The sequence below is a fragment of the Burkholderia sp. PAMC 28687 genome, from assembly GCF_001577465.1.
Classification (GTDB): Bacteria; Pseudomonadota; Gammaproteobacteria; order Burkholderiales; family Burkholderiaceae; genus Caballeronia.
Map to the genome: position 1 here is coordinate 443,786 of NZ_CP014507.1, position 19,437 is coordinate 463,222.

Annotated in this window: 14 protein-coding genes and 1 pseudogene; 1 reads left to right on the plus strand and 14 read right to left on the minus strand. The window is 61.0% G+C overall.

Annotated features, from left to right (window positions below; translation table 11 throughout):
• Nucleotides 1-18: 18 nt before the first annotated feature.
• From AX768_RS24870 to AX768_RS24915, 10 genes and pseudogenes are all read right to left on the minus strand, one after another.
• A complete protein-coding gene (locus AX768_RS24870; protein WP_062002780.1) occupies nt 19-978 on the minus strand; it encodes a glycosyltransferase family 4 protein in 960 nt (319 codons plus the stop codon).
• The gene (locus AX768_RS24875) at nt 968-2,014 is read right to left on the minus strand and encodes a glycosyltransferase family 9 protein (protein ID WP_062002781.1); all 1,047 of its coding nucleotides are present in this window, start codon (nt 2,012-2,014) and stop codon (nt 968-970) included. Before AX768_RS24875 ends, AX768_RS24870 begins: the two co-directional genes overlap by 11 nt.
• Nucleotides 2,011-3,075: a glycosyltransferase gene (locus tag AX768_RS24880; protein ID WP_082779066.1), complete on the minus strand. Its 1,065-nt coding sequence runs from the start codon at nt 3,073-3,075 to the stop codon at nt 2,011-2,013. The genes AX768_RS24875 and AX768_RS24880 overlap by 4 nt, the downstream gene beginning before the upstream one ends.
• Nucleotides 3,072-4,817: a carbamoyltransferase family protein gene (locus AX768_RS24885; RefSeq protein ID WP_062002782.1), complete on the minus strand. Its 1,746-nt coding sequence runs from the start codon at nt 4,815-4,817 to the stop codon at nt 3,072-3,074. Before AX768_RS24885 ends, AX768_RS24880 begins: the two co-directional genes overlap by 4 nt.
• Nucleotides 4,818-4,846: 29 nt before the next feature.
• A complete protein-coding gene (gene waaF / locus AX768_RS24890) occupies nt 4,847-6,016 on the minus strand; it encodes a lipopolysaccharide heptosyltransferase II (protein ID WP_062002783.1) in 1,170 nt (389 codons plus the stop codon).
• On the minus strand, nt 6,013-6,627 hold the full coding sequence (locus tag AX768_RS24895) for a D-glycero-alpha-D-manno-heptose-1,7-bisphosphate 7-phosphatase (protein ID WP_062002784.1): 615 nt from the start codon (nt 6,625-6,627) through the stop codon (nt 6,013-6,015). The genes waaF and AX768_RS24895 overlap by 4 nt, the downstream gene beginning before the upstream one ends.
• A pseudogene (locus tag AX768_RS24900) lies at nt 6,624-7,903 on the minus strand (glycosyltransferase family 4 protein). The gene AX768_RS24895 and the pseudogene AX768_RS24900 overlap by 4 nt, the downstream one beginning before the upstream one ends.
• A 195-nt stretch (nt 7,904-8,098) precedes the next feature.
• Nucleotides 8,099-9,028 carry a glycosyltransferase family 2 protein gene (locus tag AX768_RS24905; RefSeq protein ID WP_062002785.1) on the minus strand — a complete coding sequence of 310 codons (930 nt, stop codon included), beginning with the start codon at nt 9,026-9,028 and terminating at the stop codon, nt 8,099-8,101.
• A complete protein-coding gene (locus AX768_RS24910) occupies nt 9,025-9,717 on the minus strand; it encodes a PIG-L deacetylase family protein (RefSeq protein WP_062002786.1) in 693 nt (230 codons plus the stop codon). Before AX768_RS24910 ends, AX768_RS24905 begins: the two co-directional genes overlap by 4 nt.
• A gap of 122 nt (nt 9,718-9,839) precedes the next feature.
• Nucleotides 9,840-10,295, minus strand: a complete 456-nt coding sequence (locus AX768_RS24915; protein ID WP_062002787.1) for a hypothetical protein — start codon at nt 10,293-10,295, stop codon at nt 9,840-9,842.
• 783 nt (nt 10,296-11,078) lie between these two features.
• On the opposite strand from AX768_RS24915, the gene AX768_RS24920 reads away from it, so the two are divergent.
• A complete protein-coding gene (locus tag AX768_RS24920) occupies nt 11,079-15,167 on the plus strand; it encodes a CheR family methyltransferase (RefSeq protein WP_062002788.1) in 4,089 nt (1,362 codons plus the stop codon).
• Between the two features lie 8 nt (nt 15,168-15,175).
• On the opposite strand, the gene AX768_RS24925 is transcribed toward AX768_RS24920, so the two are convergent.
• From AX768_RS24925 to ctaD, 4 genes are read right to left on the minus strand one after another with little or no spacing between them, the layout of a single operon-like run.
• A complete protein-coding gene (locus tag AX768_RS24925; RefSeq protein WP_231941597.1) occupies nt 15,176-16,447 on the minus strand; it encodes a c-type cytochrome in 1,272 nt (423 codons plus the stop codon).
• A gap of 5 nt (nt 16,448-16,452) precedes the next feature.
• Nucleotides 16,453-16,848: a hypothetical protein gene (locus tag AX768_RS24930; protein WP_143325614.1), complete on the minus strand. Its 396-nt coding sequence runs from the start codon at nt 16,846-16,848 to the stop codon at nt 16,453-16,455.
• A 10-nt stretch (nt 16,849-16,858) separates the two neighbouring features.
• Complete coding sequence (locus AX768_RS24935; RefSeq protein WP_062003654.1) at nt 16,859-17,470, minus strand: cytochrome c oxidase subunit 3; 612 nt, start codon at nt 17,468-17,470, stop codon at nt 16,859-16,861.
• On the minus strand, nt 17,463-19,436 hold the full coding sequence (gene ctaD, locus AX768_RS24940) for a cytochrome c oxidase subunit I (RefSeq protein ID WP_062002791.1): 1,974 nt from the start codon (nt 19,434-19,436) through the stop codon (nt 17,463-17,465). Before ctaD ends, AX768_RS24935 begins: the two co-directional genes overlap by 8 nt.
• Between the last annotated feature and the right edge of the window lies 1 nt (nt 19,437).

Below are 19,437 nucleotides of genomic sequence, written 5' to 3' on the forward strand. Positions count from 1 at the left end.
GATCCTCGGATGCTTGAGTTAGCTCGTGACATGACGCAAGGTCTCGTTCCAGTCCGCTACGAACCGGTCGATATGAAATCGCTCCATGGCGACCTTGCGTGCGCCGTCGCCCAATAGACGCGCTTCTTTAGGATCGCGGATCAGACGCTGCATCGCATCGACCAGCGCAGCTACGTTCGTGTCGATGTAACCGCTTTCGCCATTGCGAATCACCGTTGCGAGTTCGGTTGTCGCGAGCCCGATGATCGGCATGCCGATGGTCATCGCTTCGACAATGGCGAGACCCAGGCTGGTCCATCGGATAGGGTTGAAGAAGAACCGATATTGCGCCGAAAACGCCGCAAGTTCCAGATTGCCGATCTCACCCAGACCGCCGGCTGATTGCGCATCCATGCCGACGAGATCCAGCGGCACGTGCTTGATAACATCGGCGTAGACATCGTTACCCAGACGCCGGCCGCGCTGCCGCAGATGATTGATGACTACAATGCCACGTTCTTTCTCGCCGGTGTACCGCACTCCATCGGGCACGATCACGCCGTGCTCGATCACGCGTGTCGGTGTCGCGCCGCAGTCCCACATGAGCTTGTTGAAATGCGTCACATGGACGAGGAGCGTGTCGGAATCGTCTACCCAATGACGCTGCTCGAACGGGTTTTCCTGTGGCGGATCATGTTCAATATAGACGCGCGGTAGGCGGCGTTGCGCATCGCTCAGCAGATTGACGCGGTCGTCATCCCACTGGGTCTTATGCTGGAACAGGATTACATCGAATTCCTGCGATGCGACTTGTTCTGCAGGCACTTCATGCACGTTCGCGCCCCATGGCAAAACACCACCGGCACCGGCATACCCTGGCGGATTGCCGGGTTTCGTCACAAGATGGAAGTCATGATGCGCCTGGGTCAGGTAGTAGAGATAGTTGCCATGCACATGCCATGTAAGAACGCGCAGGCGTCGTTGAGCGTCATTCGGCATGAGTGGTCGCGTAGTGTGAGAGTTGGTTCAAGGCGGCGTCGACCACGTGCTCTGCATGCACGTTGAGTGCGCACGGATGTCCGTAGGGACACTCACGAAACGCGCATGGGCGGCAAGACGGATAATCGGCGAGCACGCGATGCCGGTCGCGGTCGAGCGGCTCCCATCTGCGGGTGTCGCTGCCTGACGCGACTACTACACTGCGCGTTTTCATTGCGGCGGCGACGTGCGAAAGACCGGTATCGTTGCAGACCACCAGCCGAGCGTTCGATACCAGCGCGGCAAGACCGCCCAACGACGTTTTTCCTGCGAGGTTGATTGCACGGCCCCTCATTGCAGAGGCGACGCTCGTGGTCAGCAAGTGCTCGCTTGCCGCGCCGGTGATCGCAATTTGCCAGCCTTCGCCGGCAAGTGCCGATGCAACTTGCGCGAAGCGCTCAGCAGGCCAGCGGCGCGAAGGCAGTTGAGCGCCGGGATGGATCAGCACGAGACGATCGGGTCTTAGCCCGAAAACACGCGCCAGACGGGCATATTCCGCAAGGTCTTCATCATTTAGCGGAATCTCCAGATTTGTATCATCCGCGCCGCAACCCAGGGCCTGCATCAGCGTCGTATAGCGCAGGATTTCATTAAGCGTTTCAGGCCATTCGACAAACACGCCATCTCGTTGCGGCTCGCCCGGTTGCACGAAGCCTGCATTTGAAGATGCGTCCATCCGCCCGACGATATCGTTGGCGATGCCTCCGCTCCCGTGCATCTGGATGGCGAGATCGAAGCGACGTGCGTGCATGTCCTGCCAGAAGCCTTCCAGATGCTCGTTGGTCTCCGCTTGCTCCGGGAAGCCGATTGCGCCAGGAAAAACGATCAGCTCATCGACGAGATGCGCATAGCGTGTGACGAAACTTTGCGCCCATGGCAGGCCAATCAACGCGATATGCGCACCGGGCTTCGCTTGCCGCAATGCACGCAACGCGGGAACGGCGCACAGCATGTCACCGAGTTGCAAGGCACGAAAGATCGCGATGCGCTCGGTCATAAGAAGAGCACCTTGAACTTCAGCGCGCCATAGAGCCGCCAGTAGATCGAAAGGAAAGGGATGACGACGGAGGTGCACGCCATTTCCATTAGGTGCGATGGTGCGCGCGAGGTATGCGTGAGACGCGTGATGCAAAACCATGCGGTCAACGCAAGCCAAGCGATGGCGGACAGACCCGAAAGCTGTGCGTGGCCATAAGCGCCGGTAACGACCGCAACGATGGCCGCCATGATGATCGCGTAATACAGCATCGGTGGTGCGCGGCGAATGCGGGCTTTGAACAGCGCCGGGTATTTTTTGTACAGCAGCGCGTCGAACTGGCTCTTCTTTTGTTGCGACATGCTTACGCCCCATCGTGCGGGACGTACCGGGTGCAGCACGATCGCATCATCGGCACGGGCGATCGGTATGCCTGCTTCCATGAACGCGAAATGCAAGTCGGAATCTTCACGCCACGCGGCGGTGAACCGGGCGTCGAATCCTCCGATGCGTTCCAGCGCCGAGCGTTGTGCAAAGGTATTGGCCGTTGCAAATTCTGCGTGTGCGAGGCCGGCCGCATCATTTTCGTAGTCGGTCGGACGGCCGCTCAACGGCACAATGATGCGTCCCGCCACGGCGCCCGAACCTTGCGCAAGGACGTTCATACCTGATGACAACCAGCGCGCGTCGGGTTGCGTATCGTCGTCGGTGAACGCAATGCTGCTCGCTCGCGATAAACGCCAGCCCGCGTTGCGTGCGCCAGCCGGACCTTGTGTCGCGGTGACGGGCAGATAGCGTACGCGCGGTCCGGTCTTCGCGCGCTCGTGTGCGATGCGCTCAACGGTTGCGCGGGTTGCATCGTCCGGACCATCGTCGCAGACAATGATCTCGAAGCGCGCCGGGTCATAGTCCTGCGTCAGGATCGACGCAAGGCAGCGTTCGAGCATCGCCGGGCGCTTGTAGGTCGGCACGACCACGGAGATGTCGGGCGTTGCGGCGAACCGCGAATCATCCGTTGACTTCTCGCCTTTACGCAGCACGTTTTCGAAAGCATCAGTCGGGCTCGCCGCGAACGTACTCATGCGCGGACCCCATTCTTCTCGATCAGGAACGAACCGATCACGAGTGCGTCGAGCGGCGACGTCCAGAAGGATTCCAGCGCGTCACGCGGAGAATTAACCATTGGTTCGCCGCGCGTATTGAAGGACGTGTTGACCAGCACGGGCACGCCTGTGCGTTCGCGAAAGGCATCGATCAGATCGTAGTAAAGCGCATGCTGATTGCGGTTCACTGTCTGCACGCGTGCGGTGCCGTCGACGTGCCGCACAGCAGGGATCTGCGTTTCCTTTGCGGGGTGTACATCGAAGATGAACAACATGAACGGCGCTACACCGCCGTCCACGAACCACTCGCTGGCGTACTCTTCCATGATGACCGGCGCGACCGGCCGGAAGTCCTCGCGATCCTTGATCTCGTTGAGCTTGGACTGCATGGACGGATCGATGGGCGACGCGAGAATGGAACGTGCGCCAAGTGCGCGCGGACCAAATTCCGTGCGTCCCTGATACCAGCCGATCACCTTATTTTGCGCAAGGATGTCAGCCGTTTCAGCCGCTATATCATGCATCCGCCGATACGGCGCCTTGGTCCACTTGAGCAATTGCTCGATTTCGCCATCCGCGTATTCCGGGCCGAGATACGCATGATCCATCTGCCACTTGCGCGAGCGGTCACCCGTTTCCGCACGCTCGCGATAGTCGATCCAGAGCGCGGCGCCCAATGCGGTGCCTGCGTCGCCCGATGCAGGCTGCACCCAGACTTCCTTGAACGGGCTGTGATCGCGTACGCGCGCATTCATCACGCAGTTCAGCGCCACGCCCCCGGCCATGGAGAGTTTGTCGAGACCGGTTTGTTCGTGCAACCAGCCAGCGAGTTTCAGCACGGTTTCTTCCAGCACGGCTTGCAATGAATGGGCAATGTCGAAGTGTTGTTGTTCAAGCGGGCCGCTGCGTTCGCGGGCAGGCCCGAAGCGTTCTACAAGACGTGGCGCGTCTACTGTATAAGTGCCGTCCTGCCGGTACTTGACGATCTCGCGGAACGCATCGATGTGCTCAGGTTTGCCGTAGGAGGCGAGTGCCATCACCTTGTATTCATCGGAGGAGTGCAGGAAGCCGAGATAGCCGGTTACCGTTTCATAGAGAAGCCCAAGCGAATGCGGCAACTCCACCTGTTTCAGCCGCTTGTATTCGCCATCGACAAATTGGCCGAGGCTCGTTGTCACGCCTTCACCGCGGCCGTCCATGGTCAGCACGGCGGTATCGGTGAACGGCGCCGCGAGAAACGCGCTCGCTTCGTGCGAGAGATGGTGGTCGACGTAATGCCACTCGAAGCGCATCGCGCGCCCGTCGCTGCGAAAGCGGTTCATCAGATGATGCGGTGCGCCGTCGATCAACTGCGCACGCGCATTCATGATGTAGCTTAAAAACAAGGGGTCCCACGGCGATTCCGAAGGATTCGACAGCGGCTTGAGCCCCGGCTCGAGCGGCAATTCGATGGTCGCGCCCGCGTGCGTCGGCATGGACGAAAGCAGCTTCGGATCGTACGAATACGCAACGTGGTCAACATCCGCGAGTTCGATGCCGGCTTCCTTAAGGCAATAGTCGATGGCATCGAAAGGCAGTTGCCACGTGGAAAACGGCACAGGCCGCTTCGCATGCTTGATGTGCGTGAAGCGTTCATCCTCTGCGGCTGCAATGACTACGCCGTCCTCGATCAGCGCAGCGGCGCTGTCGTGATACACCGCGTTGATGCCCAATGTGTACATGGTTCAGTCGCCTTGATTAGGAGAAGGGTTCACGAGGTCGCGAAGGTTGCTTGCGTTGCTGTGGATACGGGTTCGTCGTGCAGAAGCTGCATGGCGGCACTCACTAACTGTTCGACCGGTACCCCCGTCAGGCACGCATGGTGTCCTTCGGGACAGACGCTGCGGTAGCACCAGCGGCACGGCACATCGTGGTGGAGCACGCGGTGCGGTGTCTGCCAAGGCGTGTGCTGCGGGTTGGTCAGCGCATATAAATCGACGACGGGTGTACCCAGCGCAGACGCAATGTGCACCGGCCCGCTGTTATTCGAGATCAGCACTTTCGTGCGTGCGATCAGCGCGGCAAGCTCTCCGAGTTCGAGCACGCCGGCAAGGTTGACCGTCATCCAGTGCGATCCGCCCGCCTGGGTGCAAACCTCGGCTTCATCCGGGCCGCCTGTGATCAATACAGGCCAGCCGGTCGTGTCGGCGAGTTGCGCGGCTGCCTGTGCGAACCGCTCGGCGGGATAACGTCTTGATGCTGCCGTGGCGCCGGGGTGCATCGTGATGAAGGGTTCGTCGATCGAGAGGCCCCGATCAGCAAGCTTGATTGCCAATGAGTCGATGTCGTCCGGGCGCACGTCGAAATGCATGCGCGTATTGTTCGAGTGCGCGCCGACGTGCTGCACCAAAGCAAGTTGCCGTTCGACTTCGTGACGCGTGCCGGTCTGCGGCTCCGGTTCCGCAACCCAGTCGGTCAGCAACGCATACGGGTTCTCACGACAGTGCGCGAGCCGCCTCGGGATGCCTGCAAGGTGGCACAACATGGCGGCAGGCATCGGGTTCTGGCTATATACGGTGAAGATCACGGCGGCGTCGAAACCTTCCGCCTGAAGATGCGAGCGCATGTCGAGGTCGGTCGCGGCATTGGCGGTACGGTTGTTCTTGACCCAGGGCGCTTCATACTCGATCACGTTGTCCACGTCATCGATATAACGTGCCGCCTGCGCACCCGATCGCGACGCCAGCAGCGTGATGTGCCGTCCCGGCGCCGACGTCCGTAACGCATGCAAAGCGGGCGTGGTCATCAGCACGTCGCCGAGGTTGTCGAGGCGAATGCACAGGATGCGCTTGATATTGTCGCCCCAGGGTTGCGCGGACCGTGTAGCCGGCGCGCGCGCGTGCGACTCGATGACGATATTGACCATGGGTCCCTGCTTCATTGGACCAGCTCCGAGGTTTGCGTGGCTTTTTCGATTACACGCGCAGCTTCGTGGAGATCGGGCGCCAGGCACAAAGGTTCTCTGTACGGTCCGCGACGCCACACCGTCTCGTTGCCGTTATCGATAAGAATGGTGCGGCACCCCGAACGGTTTCCTGCTTCCACGTCGTCCAAAATGTCACCGATGAACCAACTCGACGCGAGCGCAATGTGATGATCGTCCGACGCGTTGAGCAACATGCCTGGCAGCGGCTTGCGACAGTCACACGAGCGGTTGTAGGGCGCGACCATGCCCTCCGGATGATGAAAGCACCAGTAGACGCCGGACAATGTTGCGCCGCATTCCGACACGAGTTCATGCAAACGGTCTTCAACGGCGTCCAGCGCTTCGACAGGAAACTTGCCCAGCGCCACGCCGCTCTGATTGCTGATCACGTAGAGCGGAACCTCGAGGCGCGAGAAAATCTGCAAGGCCTCACGCGCACCAGGCGCGAGCTGCATTAGTTCAGGTTTGACGTTATACGGAACGTCGACAAGCAAAGTCCCGTCCTTGTCGAGAAAGACGGCCCTGTCCGGGCCCCTCGGCGCGGGCGCTATTGGCTGTGACTTCATGCCGACGCGCCCCCGACGGCGCGCAGGGTTGCGACTTCTCCCTCGTTTGCAGTAATGCCTGAAACGCGCGCGTAAACGCTTGCTAGCGCGTCCGCAACACCGTCCCATGTGAACATCTCGCGTGCGCGTGCGAGACCCGCCTCGCCCATCGTTCGTGCAAGATCAGGACTACTTTTTAACAAGATCAGGGCATTTGCCAGTGCAGCCGGATCCTTCGGTGGAACCAGCAATCCGGTCTGACCGTCGGCGACCGAGTAACGAATGCCGCCAACGTCGGCGCCAATCACAGGCGTACTGCACGCCATGGCCTCGAGCGGTGTGATCCCGAACGGTTCGTACCACGGTGTTGTCACAAATACATCTGCCGCATTGTAGTAGAGACGCAAACGGGAGCGCGAACGCCGTCCGAGAAAATGAACACGATCGGTCACGCCACATTCCTGTGCGATTCCTCGCAGGCGGCCTATCTCCGGCGTGGCGATCTCGTTCGCCTCATCGGAATTGCCTCCGACTACATAGAGATGCGCCGCGCCACTCTGTTTGCCATTGCACAGACCAATCGCGCGCACCACGTTGTCGATCCCCTTTCGCGGGACGATCCGTCCAAGCTGCAGCACGATAAGCGGTCTTGCGGCCACCCCAATTCGGCGCGGGCTGATTCTTTATCAGACGGATGAAATTCGTCGCTGTCGAAACCGCATGGCACCAGGTCGATCCGCGCTGGGTCCGCACCGTAAAGCGACACGAGATCCGACGTATCCTGCGGGCATTCGGCTATCACCGAATCCGAACGACGTACCAGCGCGTCTTCTATATCAACGCGATCATCGGGAAAACCGTCGTCCGGGCCTTGATGCAGACGCCTCACGCGGCCAAGCGCATGGAAGGTCGTGACGAGCGGTACGCCCAAGGCTTCCTTCACGCGAAGGCCAACGAGGCCTGACATGAAGAAGTTCGCATGTACGGCGTCGTAGCGCGTGGGTTCGTTTCGGAAAAACTGGATCACGAATCGCGAGAACTCCTCCATGTATGGCAGCAGTTGCTCCTTGGGCAGTTGCCTTGCTGGCCCCGCCGGTACATTGATGACCCGCACTCCCTCGAACTTCGAGATCAGCGGCAACAACGACCTGTCGCAGCGTGTGAAGACATCGACTTGATGTCCCTTTCGGGCAAGTTGACGCGCCACATTCGCCACGTAGATATTTTGTCCGCCACTGTCGACGCCGCCGGCAATAGCGAGCGGCGATGCATGTTCGCTGATGAGTGCGATCTTCACGATGGTGTCCCTGGAGAAGGTCTTGGCTTGGAGCAGGTCGCGCCCGCTGAAGCTTGGGCGGCTGGACCAGACACAGCATTCGTTGTGCCACTCGTGAAGCGAACGAAAGAAGCGTTGGTTCGTTGCGATACCTACGCATTTATTTTGCGTGCGTTTCCCCTGCGTTTCATTTAGGGTGCGTCGTGTCGTGACTGCTCAATACCGGGTGTATGTGCGTTCGGCGAGATGTACCGCCCTGCGCATGCGTGCGACGTCGTCAGGAATCGCGCGACGCCGCGCGAGCGCCCACGGCAATGCCGCGAACAAAGAGAAAGCGTCGCGGGGAAAAGTGCCTTCGCGGCGAATGATCTTGATGGCAACGCGCGTGGTGTTCCACGCTTCGCGCCATGGTAGACGCATCCACGCAACCCACGCCGCATTGCGGGCAAGCATGCGCCGGCGCAAGCTGCTGTCGCGTATCGGTGACGGATGATGGTGAAGAACAAGTTCGTCTGCGTACACGATCGCAAAGCCGCTCGCGAGCACATCGAGCGCCACCAGCTCTTCTTCCCCGCCAATGAACAGGCGCGGTTCGTAACCCCCTATCTGCCGATAGAGCAACGTGCGGAAGACGCAGGCTCCCGCCATATATCCGATCAACGAAGGACCGGGAAGGCCGGCTGCGTCGAGCGGGCTGCGCGCCATGAGTTGACACGTGTCGTCGGTTTCGCCGGCCTCATTCACGAGAATACGGGCATTGAGCACGCCTACCCGCGGCGCGCTGTCCAGCAGTTGTACCGCCCGTTGCAGCGATCCGGCGTGCCACCACGTGTCGTCGTCGCAAAATGCTACGTACTCCGTGGTGACGCTGCTCACGCCGACATTGCGCCCCGCTGCGCCGAGATTCGTCTGCGCAATGATGAGCGTCACATAGGGGAAGCATTCGGCAATCTGCTGCGGGGTGCCATCGGTCGAGCCGTTGTCGACGACCACCACGCGCGGCTGCTCCGGCAGCGCGCAAAGCCGGCTGAGCGTTTCGAGCACCTGCGCGCAGCGGTTGTAGGTGAGCACCACCACCGATATCCTTGCCCTTGCTGCCGTTTCGGGTACGGGCTCGAAATCAATATTAGGCGCATCGCTTTTCATTTGGCTAGTTCGAGCTTCCAGCAACGTTCGGTACAAAAGACATCGTCGTAGCCCTCCGGTCCGAACGCCTTGAGCTGACTTGCGTACGCTTTGACCGCCTCGCGTTTTAGCGCCTGGTCGTGCTGGTTCGCGCGCCAATGTCCGGGCTCAGGCGTCGCACTGATCCCTCGTGCGGCAAGATCCGCGAGACGCGCCTGCAACAGGCCCGACATGCGGCGGTAGAGGGCGTCTTCGTAAGCGAAGCACATGAGCGCAGGGCTTGCATTCCACACATCGATGCATGCGCGGTGCACGAGTTCGTGATCCGAATGAAACAGGCCCAGGGGAACAAGAAGGGTGCGAGCAGCATGAAGACGCACTGCTACGCCAAGCTTGCTCGCGATTGATTCGACGGTCGGAGCCGTCCCGTAAGGAGCATATTGCGCATCGAGAAAGTCGCCGCGCTCAGCGACCGCACCCAGGATTTCCAGCGCGAAATCGTCTTCGCATGCGCGTTCACGCATCGCCTCTGCTGCGTTAGTAAAGCCGCAGTGCTGGTCCCAGTCAGTTGTCACGTCTTCAGCAGGGCATCCAGAGAAGACGGTATGGACCACCGACCCCGGATGCGCCGCGATGAAAGCACCACAACTGAATACGGCGTCGTCAAAGTGCGGGGACACGACCAACGGGTGCGAGATATTTTCTGGCATGGCGTCTTCGGGCTGACATGGTCCGACCGAAAACGCAAAACGCGGACCTGATGCCGGGATGCTCTCCCACGATTTCAGGTCCGCGTTCGACAGGACGTATCCCGCAGCGAAGACGCCAAGGTTTATTCGGCTGGCAAGAACGCCCTCGCGCGTGTGCGAATCTCTTCGAGTTCGCCGGTCGTGTACGGACGCTGTTCGGCGTCGATTGCTCGCTGATAAGCCGCGCCGTCCGGCAGACGGTTTAGCAGCGCACGGATTTCGCCGGTCATCGTATGGTCTGCCGGTTCGAAGGAGTACAGGCGGAGTTTTTTCTCGCCGCGTTCATACATTAACCAGGTGCATGTCGCGAACACAACCACGCCCACGATTTCCTGGAGACCGAGGATGAACGTAGCGGGAAGGTCCCAGGCCTCCAACATGACGCTCGCAAGCACCCCTGCAATGGCGAGCGTAAACGTTGCGGCAAGGCTGTCGCGCATGTCTGCGACGAGCCGTTGTTCGCGTTGGTTTAGTTCGAGGCGGCTCGGCGCCACAAAATTGGTCTGTGGGGAATGGTCGAAAAGAGGGAGTGATGCCATGGTGCGGGTTCCATCGAGTGATTCGGAGTTTCAACCTGCTTCCAGTGAATTAACGGGCACCCGACGGAAAAGTTGACGCCAAAAATTGGGCGCGGATCAAAAAGAAAAGTGGGGTCATGCAGGTTTTTCCGACCGTCCATACAACTGCCGGATTCCATGCATCGGGGCAACGCGGTCGCCCGGCAGAACATGCATTGCGCCCTGCATTCGGTGTTTGTGCCGGCTGAACCCACATAGGAGTTAAAATTGTCGATGGATCTGAAAACGTAACAGCGGGACAGCCCGGGTCGGCCAAGGCAGCTTGACCGGAGGAGCGCCGGACGTAGAACCGTTGGTGCAGGAGCCGCCATCTGACACCGGCGGCGAACTCGACGCGCGGCAGCCGCCAGACCTGGCGGACACGACGGCAACATAGGTACGAATCACCTTTGAAATCATGTGCTTCTGTCCCTAAAAAATGCTGTTTGAATATAATGGCCACCGTCCTTGCCTGATCGGGCAACACGCTTCCAGATTCAAGAAGGTCGTAAAAGAACGAGCATCGGGGCGTTTTCCTCCCGTGGTATTCGCATTGATGTGCCTGCCAGGATCATCGTTGCCGCGCGCGCGTTCAAGCAAGCGAACCGGCACCTATCGACCATTGAAGCGTCATGAACCGAGGCCCACGGAGTGAGTGAGACACCAACATCAACGGCGCCGCCACCTGGCGATGACGCGAGCCGTGAGAACGCAACCGGGGACGGTCCGGGAGCTGCGCACCGGTCGAGTACACTAAGCTTTCCGGTGGTCGGCATAGGCGCGTCCGCAGGCGGCGTCCAGGCGCTGCTGCGCTTTTTCGAAAATGCGCCGGCGGATATGGGCATGGCGTTCGTCGTCGTGTTGCACCTCTCTGCCAAGCACGTCAGCAGCGCGGACAAGGTCTTGCAGAACGTGACCCGCATGCGGGTGTTGCAGGTCAGCGGGCCGACTCCCATCGAACCAAACCACGTGTACGTCATCGCGCCGGGCAAGAGCCTGACCATGACGGACGGGCATCTGGACGCGAGCGATGCCGAGTCTCAGACGGGGCGCCCGGTCAGCATCGACAGGATGTTCCGCAGTCTCGCGGAGGCACATGGCCAGCATGTCATGTGCATTGTCATGTCGGGTACCGGCAGCGACGGCGCGGTTGGGATCGCCACCGTCAAGGAGCGCGGCGGCGTGACGCTCGCGCAAGAACCGAACGACGCCGAATACGGTGAGATGCCACAGAACGCAATTCAGACGGATCAAGTCGATCTGATTCTGCCGGTCGTCGAAATGCCGCAACGACTGCTGGATATCTGGAACAACGCCAAACGTATCGCGTTGCCGGACATCGATGCACCCGCGTTGACTCTGAACGACCGGGCCGACCGGCGTGGCGAGGCAGAGGTTGCGCTGCAGGACATCCTGTCCACGCTGCGCTCGCGTACCGGCCACGACTTCCGCTTCTACAAGCGCGCGACCATGTTGCGCCGTATCGAGCGCCGCCTGCAGGTGAACGGCGTGCCGGACCTGATCAAGTATCGCAACCTGCTACGGGAAAATCCGCGGGAAACGGGCGCGTTGCTGAAGGACATGCTGATCGGCGTGACGAGTTTCTTCCGCGATCGTGAAGCCTTCGAGTCGGTCGAGCGCAATGTGCTGCCCGCGCTGTTTCATGGCAAGAACGACGGCGATCAGGTCAGGGCGTGGGTTGCAGGATGTTCGTCGGGAGAAGAAGCGTATTCGCTCGCCATGCTGCTGACGGAGCAGCGGGAGTTGCTGCGCTCCACCGCAAACATCCAGGTGTTCGCCACGGATATCGATGAAAGCGCGGTCGCCCGTGCGCGTGCCGGCGTGTATCCGGAATCGATCATGTCGGACGTGCCGCCGTCTTCGTTGCGGCAGTTCTTCGTCAAGACGGGCGCGCACTACGAGGTCGTGAAAAGCATTCGCGAGAAGATCCTGTTCGCCATGCACAACGTGCTGCGCGATCCGCCGTTCTCGCGGCTCGACATGGTCTCGTGCCGCAACTTGCTGATCTATCTCGATCGCAGCGTGCAGCATCAGGTGCTCGAGATGTTTCACTATGCGCTTTATCCCAACGGGTATCTGTTCCTGGGCAGCTCCGAGTCCGCCGATTCGGTCGAAGACCTGTTTACGGTCGTGGACAAGAAGAACCGCGTGTATCGCGCGAAGGCCGCCAAGTTGCCGAACCGGCCTGCGCTTACTACGCCGAGCATGTCGAACCAGGGACGCTACACGAACGTCGAAGAAGAGGGGTATGCGCTGATTCCAGGGCGCCGCAATTTCTCGTTCAGCGCGTTGCACCAGCGCGTGCTGGAGCAATACGCGCCACCCAGCGTGATCGTGAATCGCGACTCGAAGATCGTGCATATGTCCGACAACGCCGGCCGTTTCCTGCGTTACGTCGGCGGCGAGCCTTCGAGCAACCTGATTGCCGTGGTCCTGCCCGAGTTGCGGCTCGATCTGCGCACGGCGCTGTTTCAGGCCGTGCAAACCGGCAACAGCGTGGAAGCGCGACGCGTGAAGCTGCAGCGCGATGGTCATCCGTCGTTCGTGAACATGACCGTGCGTCCCTTTCACGATGCCGCCGCCGACGCCGACTTCATCCTCGTGCTGTTCGACGAGGTACAGGAAGCGATGACCGAAAACGCGGTGGCAACGGAGCACCACGCGGGTCACGACACGGTGATGCAGCAGCTCGAACAGGAACTGCACCTGAGCAAGGAGCAGTTGCAGACGACTATCGAGCAGTACGAAACATCGACCGAAGAACTGAAGGCGTCGAATGAAGAATTGCAGGCCATCAACGAAGAGCTGAGATCGGCGACGGAAGAACTCGAGACGAGCAAGGAAGAACTGCAATCCGTCAATGAAGAACTCATCACGGTCAATGCGGAGCTGCAGGCCAAGATTGAGGAAACCGGCAAGGCCAACGACGACCTGCAGAACCTGATCACGTCCACGGACATTGCAACCGTCTTCGTGGATCGCGCGATGTGCATCAAGCGCTACACGCCGAGCGCAACCACGGTGTTCAACCTGATTGGCGCCGACGTGGGGCGTTCGCTTTTCGACATCACGCACAAGCTGAAATATCCTGAACTCGCCGATGACGTCAGCGCCACCTTCCAGTCGCTGCGTCTGATCGAACGCGAAGTGGCGACCAACGACGGCCGCTGGTTCCTCGCGCGCTTGCTTCCGTACCGGACGGCGGACGATCGTATCGACGGCGCGGTGCTGAGTCTCGTTGAAACCACCGCGAGACGCCGTGCCGAAGCGAGTGTGCGCGCCGGCGAAGAACGCCTGCGGCTGGCGGCCCAGACGACCAACGACTTCGCGATCATCGTGCAGGACCCGGATGGCCGTATCGTGAGCTGGAACGCTGGGGCCGAGCGCGTGTTCGGATACTCGGAGCACGAGGCGGTGGGGCAGAACATCGATGTGATCTACACCTCGAAGGATAACGAGGAAGGCGTGCCTGAGCGCGAGCGTGATATCGCCCAGCACGATGGCCGCGCCGACGACGAACGCTGGCATCTCGCGAAGGGCGGCCGCAAGGTTTATTGCAGCGGCGTGGTGACGCCGTTGAACGATCCGAAATTCACCGGATACGCGAAGATCGTGCGCGACCTGACCGACCGCAAGACGCAGGAGGACGCGCGCCAGACGCAGCTTGCTGAAGAGCGTGCGGTGCGGGCGCAGGCCGAGGCCGCCAACAGGCTGAAGGACGATTTCCTGGCTGTGCTGTCGCACGAGTTGAAGCATCCGCTCAACCTGATTCACGTGAAGGCGGAGATGTTGCCGCGCATTCCGGAAGCGCGTGGCGTGGCGGCCATCCAGCTCGCGGCGGACGCTATTCAGCGGGCGGTGCTGGGACAGGCGAAGATCATCGACGACTTGCTCGATTTGTCGCGCGTACGCACCGGCAAGCTCGCGCTCAATCTCGCGATGAGCGACGTCTCGCAGATGCTTGCGACCATTGCGGACGCCATTGAGTCCGAAGCGGCGTTGCGCGGCATAACGCTTTCATTCGATGGCCTCGCCGAGCCGCTCTGGACCAAGGTCGATCCCGTACGCTTCGATCAGATCGTGTGGAACCTGCTTTCCAACGCGCTGAAGTTCACGCCACGCGGTGGGACGGTTTCCGTGCGGCTGACGCAGGAAGGTGAGGAACTGTGCATCGATGTCGCCGATACCGGCCTCGGCATCGAAGCGCCGCTGTTGCCGCATATCTTCGAGATGTTCTCGCAGGGAATCGAAGCGCGGCGCAAGACGGGCGGCGGCATGGGTATCGGGCTCGCACTCGTCAAGCAACTTGCGGAAATGCATGCGGGGCGCGTACTCGCGCAATCCGAAGGCGCCGGGCGCGGAACTCTGATGCGTGTCTGGCTGCCAATCGTCGACGGCGGCCCGGGGCACAACGACACTGCGCACGACCGCAACGGTTTGCTTGCCGGTGTACGCATACTGGTGGTCGACGACGACTCGGAAACCGCCAGCGCGTTCGCCGCGTTGCTGCAGCTCGAAGGTGCTGTGGTGGCAACCGCGCACAGCGGCAGCGAGGCGCTCGCGTACCTCGATCACGAATCCGTCGACCTGATGCTCTGCGACATCAGCATGCCCGGCATGGACGGTTACGAACTCATCGATCAGGTGCGGTCGAACTCACGGCTTGCGAGCTTGCCCGCGATTGCGCTGACAGGATTTACGAGCAGTGCGGATGAGAATCGCACGCTGGCGAAGGGGTTCGATTTGTCCCTGACGAAACCCGTCGCGCTCGATGCATTGATCGCCGCTGCCGAGCAGGTCCTTTTCTGGCGCGGCGCGCATAACAAGGCATAAGGCGAACGCTACTTGTGGATGTCGTCGCGCAACCGGATGACATCGCGCGTGGTGACCGCCGACGCGTTGTTACCCCATGTCGTGCGGATGAACGTCAGCACTTGCGCGATCTCGGTGTCCGTGAACATGCCCGCATATGCGGGCATGTTTTTTCGTGGCGGCCCGTGCTGCGTGTCGGGCGAATTGCCGCCTTCGATCATCAGCCGGATTAGCGACGTGGTGTCGGGGCTCAGGACGGACGGATTGCCTGCGAGCTTCGGATACTTTTGCGGCATGCCTTGCGCCTCGCCGCCGTGGCATTTCGCGCAATACGAGAGGTAGATCCCGGCGCCCGGCCGTTCGATGTTACCCGTGCGCGCCGCAGCCGTTGTTTGCTGCGCACCGAGCGATCGAGGCCCGTAGGCCCCGGAAGGCTGTTCTGCCGGCAGGCTCTTCAGATAATGCGCGATGGCATTCAGGTCATCGTCGTTCATGTACTGCATGCTGTCTTCCACGACCTGCACCATGCTGCCGAACGTGACCAGATCGCCGCCGTGTCCCGACTTCAGGAACGCCGCGATCTCTGCTTCGTGCACGCGGCCGAGACCCGCGCCGGGGTCGCCGGTGAGGTTCGGGGCGAACCAGTGATCGTTGGTCCCGCCCGTCAGGTATAACCGCGACGACTCCGTGTAGCCGCGTTCCTCGTAAGCAGGACCGCGAGGCGTATGGCACGCGCCGCAATGTCCCAGCGATTGCACGAGATACGCGCCACGGTTCCATTGCGCGTCGTGGTCCGTGCGAACGGCATAGCGTCCCTTCGGTGCAAAAGCGAAGTTCCAGAACGCAAGGGCCCAGCGTTGATTGAACGGGAATGGGAGGCGCGTGGGCGCTGCAGCCTTTGCGACGGGCTGAACGCCATGCAGGAAATACGCGTAGAGGGCGTGCATGTCGTCGTCATCGATCTTCGAGAACGAGGGATACGGCATCGCGGGATAAAGATGCTTGCCGTCGCGCGCCACGCCTTCACGCAAGGTCCGCGCGAAGTCGTCATAGGTGTACTCGCCGATTCCGTATTGTTTGTCGGGCGTGATGTTGCTGCTGACTATGGTTCCGAATGGCGACGCCATGCCAAGGCCGCCCGCGAACGGCGCGCCACCTTTCGGTGCGGTATGGCAACCGGCGCAATCGCCTGCCTTCGCCAGATACTCGCCGCGCGCAATCAAGGCCTGATCGGCGGTCTGGCCGCACGCCTGTCTTGCAAACGAAAGCAGGCACGTGACGATGACGAGGGCGGATCTCATCGGGTTCACCATGGCTTGCACGGCGAGACGATCAGCGCTGCCATCGCCGTCACGATCAGGCCGAGCACGAACATCGGACTGGCGAGCATTGCGACGCGATAAACAAAGCGTGCGGCCCTGCGATCCGGATTCGGCTCCTTGCCCTCGCCGGTTGATCGCCACCCGCGCCACGCGGCGGCAAGGCCACCCAGCGCGACAGCCAGCGCAACCAGGCTCACCGCGCCGATGTACGCGTGCAAAGCGGGCATCTTCGGATGCGGCAACGGGTCTTGCGCGGGATAACACGACTGCGCGGCAAGCGCCTCGCAAACGCAAATCTGCACGATCCATGCGAGCGGCGCGCCGAGCAGCGCGTAGACCTGCTGCATGGCGTGGAGAAGGGGCAGTCGAGGTGCCGTCACGGCGTATCTCCTAGAGCACGTAGGGGCTGATGTACAGCGTGGTGAAGATGAGGAGCCAGACGATATCGACGAAATGCCAGTACATCCCGCCGATGGTCAGCACGGTGTGACGCCGGTCATCGAAAAAACCGAGCGCGGTCCAGGTGAGCAGCACGGCAAGCACGATCAGACCGGCCACCACGTGCAACATATGAAAGCCCGTGATGGTGAAGTAAAGCGATCCGTACAAATGCGATGCGGGTCCATAAGGATGGTCGTGCCACTCCTTCAACTGCACGCCCACGAAAAGCGCGCCCAGCACGATCGCGATGCTCATCCAGATCACCGCAAGACGACGCCGTTCACGTTTCACTGCGTGCTCGCACAACACTACAAACACGCTGCTGGTCAGCAGCACGGCGGTATTGAAGAGCGCCGGGCCCATCTTCGGCAGGCCGTCGGGTGGCCACTTGCCGCCACCTTGCGAAAACAGATACAGGTAACTGAAGATCAGGTAGCCGAACAACGCCGCTTCCGTGGCGATCAGCATCCACATGCCCCACCATCCGCCCGAATGCCTTCCTGACGTGCCGATGGGCAGCGGACGGTCGGCATTCACGGCGTCGTCGGCGACATCAGCCAAGTGCGCCTCCTTGCGGTTCGCGTTGCATGAGCGCACGTTCGGGCCACATCCATGCCACGAGTGAAGCGGCGAAACCTGCCAGCATGACGAGTGCAAGCCACCAGATGTGCAGCAGCATGGCGGCGAACATCAGCGTGGAGGCGAGGCCCAGAAAGAAGGGCGCGTAGGAGTCGCCGGGCATCTTCAGGATGGCGTCGGGGCGGCCGTCGAGCGCGCGGGTCGCGAGCGCCTCGCGGCCGTGATCGAGGATCATGCCCTCGTCGAGTTGACTACGGCGTGCTGTCGGATGCTCCTGCCCCAGGCGGTCTTCCCATAAGGGGTGACCGCTCTCCACCACAGGTATGGTCGCGAAGTTGTAGGGCGGTGGCGGCGACGAGACCGACCACTCGAGCGTGGGCGCATCCCACGGATTCTTGCCGGCCACAGGTCCGCGTTTATAGCTCCAGACAAGATCGCAGAGAAACATCAGCACGCCTGCCGCGAACACGAACGAGCCAATGGACGTCACCATGTTCACCGTGTCCCACCCCATGTCGCCGGAGTAGGTATAGATGCGGCGCGGCATACCGAGAAGTCCTGCAATGTGCATCGGGAAGAAGCCGAGATTGAAGCCGATGAACATCACCCAGAACGTGATCTTGCCGAACCGTTCGCTCATCATCCGGCCAGTGAACTTAGGAAACCAGAACACCACGCCGCCGATCACCGGAAACACGTTGATGCCGAGGAGCACGTAATGCAGATGCGCAATGACGAAATAGGTATCGTTGAGTTGCCAGTCGAGCGGCACTGCGGCCGTCATCACGCCCGATACACCGCCGATCACGAACAGCAGCACGAAACCGGCGAAGTAGAGGAACGGAACCTTGAACACGGGACGTCCAGTCCAGATCGTCGCGATCCACGCGAAGGTCGCGACCGCGCTCGGGATCGCGATGACCATGCTCGCGGAGCCGAAGAACGCGAGCGCCAGCGCCGGAATACCCGTTGCGAACATGTGATGGATCCACACGATAAAACCAACCACCATGGTTGCAACGGTCGACAACGCCACGGGCGTATAACCGACCAGCCGGCGACGGCAGAAGACGGGCAACGCATCGGAGACGATACCCATTGCGGGGAGCACGATTGCGTACACCCACGGATGCGCGAACATCCAGAACAGATGCTGCCAGAGCAAGGGGCGGCCGCCGTTGAGGACATCGAAGAAGTGCGTGCCGAACTGACGGTCGAGCCACAGCAGGAAAAACGCGAGGCTGACCGCGGGCACTGCCAGCAGGTTGCCGCCGGACGCAGTCAGCGTGCCCCATACGAGCACCGGCACGCGATCGATCGACATGCCCGGCGCACGCATGCGGATCAGCGTGACGACGAAATTCGCGGAACCCACCGTGGTCGATGCCCCGAGCAGCACCATGCCGAGCGCATAGATATCGATGTTCGGACCCGTGTTGTATTCGAGTCCTGACAGCGGCACATAGTTGAACCATCCGGCGTTCGGCGCTTGCCCGAACGGGAAACTCGAATAGAGAAAGATGCCCGCGAACAGGAATAACCAGTATGAAAGCGCATTCAGGCGCGGGAATGCCATGTCGCGCGCACCGAGGATCAGCGGCCACAGATAGTTCGAAAATCCCGAGAGCACGGGCAGGGCGTAGAGGAAGATCATCGTCACGCCGTGCATGGTGAAGAGCTGGCTGTACTGCTCGGGCGTGAGCACTGTTGCGTCGGGGCGGGCGAGTTGCACGCGCATGATCAACGCTTCCACGCCGCCCATCAGCAGGAAGATGAACGCCGTCACGAGATAGCGCAGGCCGATGCTTTTATGATCGACCGTCGATATCCATCCGCGCCAGCCCGGCGCCGTCTCCCATATCCCGGCAAGGCGTTTTTCGCGCGCACTTCCCTCGGGCACGCGGCCGTATTCGGGGACACGCGCATCGGACGATGACAGTTCGCTCATG

Bases quoted from the DNA above. Each gene is read 5' to 3' on its own strand.
- AX768_RS24870 (WP_062002780.1), bottom strand. From the start codon at position 978: ATGCCGAATGACGCTCAACGACGCCTGCGCGTTCTTACATGGCATGTG.
- AX768_RS24875 (WP_062002781.1), bottom strand. From the start codon at position 2,014: ATGACCGAGCGCATCGCGATCTTTCGTGCCTTGCAACTCGGTGACATG.
- AX768_RS24880 (WP_082779066.1), bottom strand. From the start codon at position 3,075: ATGAGTACGTTCGCGGCGAGCCCGACTGATGCTTTCGAAAACGTGCTG.
- AX768_RS24885 (WP_062002782.1), bottom strand. From the start codon at position 4,817: ATGTACACATTGGGCATCAACGCGGTGTATCACGACAGCGCCGCTGCG.
- waaF (WP_062002783.1), bottom strand. From the start codon at position 6,016: ATGAAGCAGGGACCCATGGTCAATATCGTCATCGAGTCGCACGCGCGC.
- AX768_RS24895 (WP_062002784.1), bottom strand. From the start codon at position 6,627: ATGAAGTCACAGCCAATAGCGCCCGCGCCGAGGGGCCCGGACAGGGCC.
- AX768_RS24905 (WP_062002785.1), bottom strand. From the start codon at position 9,028: ATGAAAAGCGATGCGCCTAATATTGATTTCGAGCCCGTACCCGAAACG.
- AX768_RS24910 (WP_062002786.1), bottom strand. From the start codon at position 9,717: ATGCCAGAAAATATCTCGCACCCGTTGGTCGTGTCCCCGCACTTTGAC.
- AX768_RS24915 (WP_062002787.1), bottom strand. From the start codon at position 10,295: ATGGCATCACTCCCTCTTTTCGACCATTCCCCACAGACCAATTTTGTG.
- AX768_RS24925 (WP_231941597.1), bottom strand. From the start codon at position 16,447: ATGAGATCCGCCCTCGTCATCGTCACGTGCCTGCTTTCGTTTGCAAGA.
- ctaD (WP_062002791.1), bottom strand. From the start codon at position 19,436: ATGAGCGAACTGTCATCGTCCGATGCGCGTGTCCCCGAATACGGCCGC.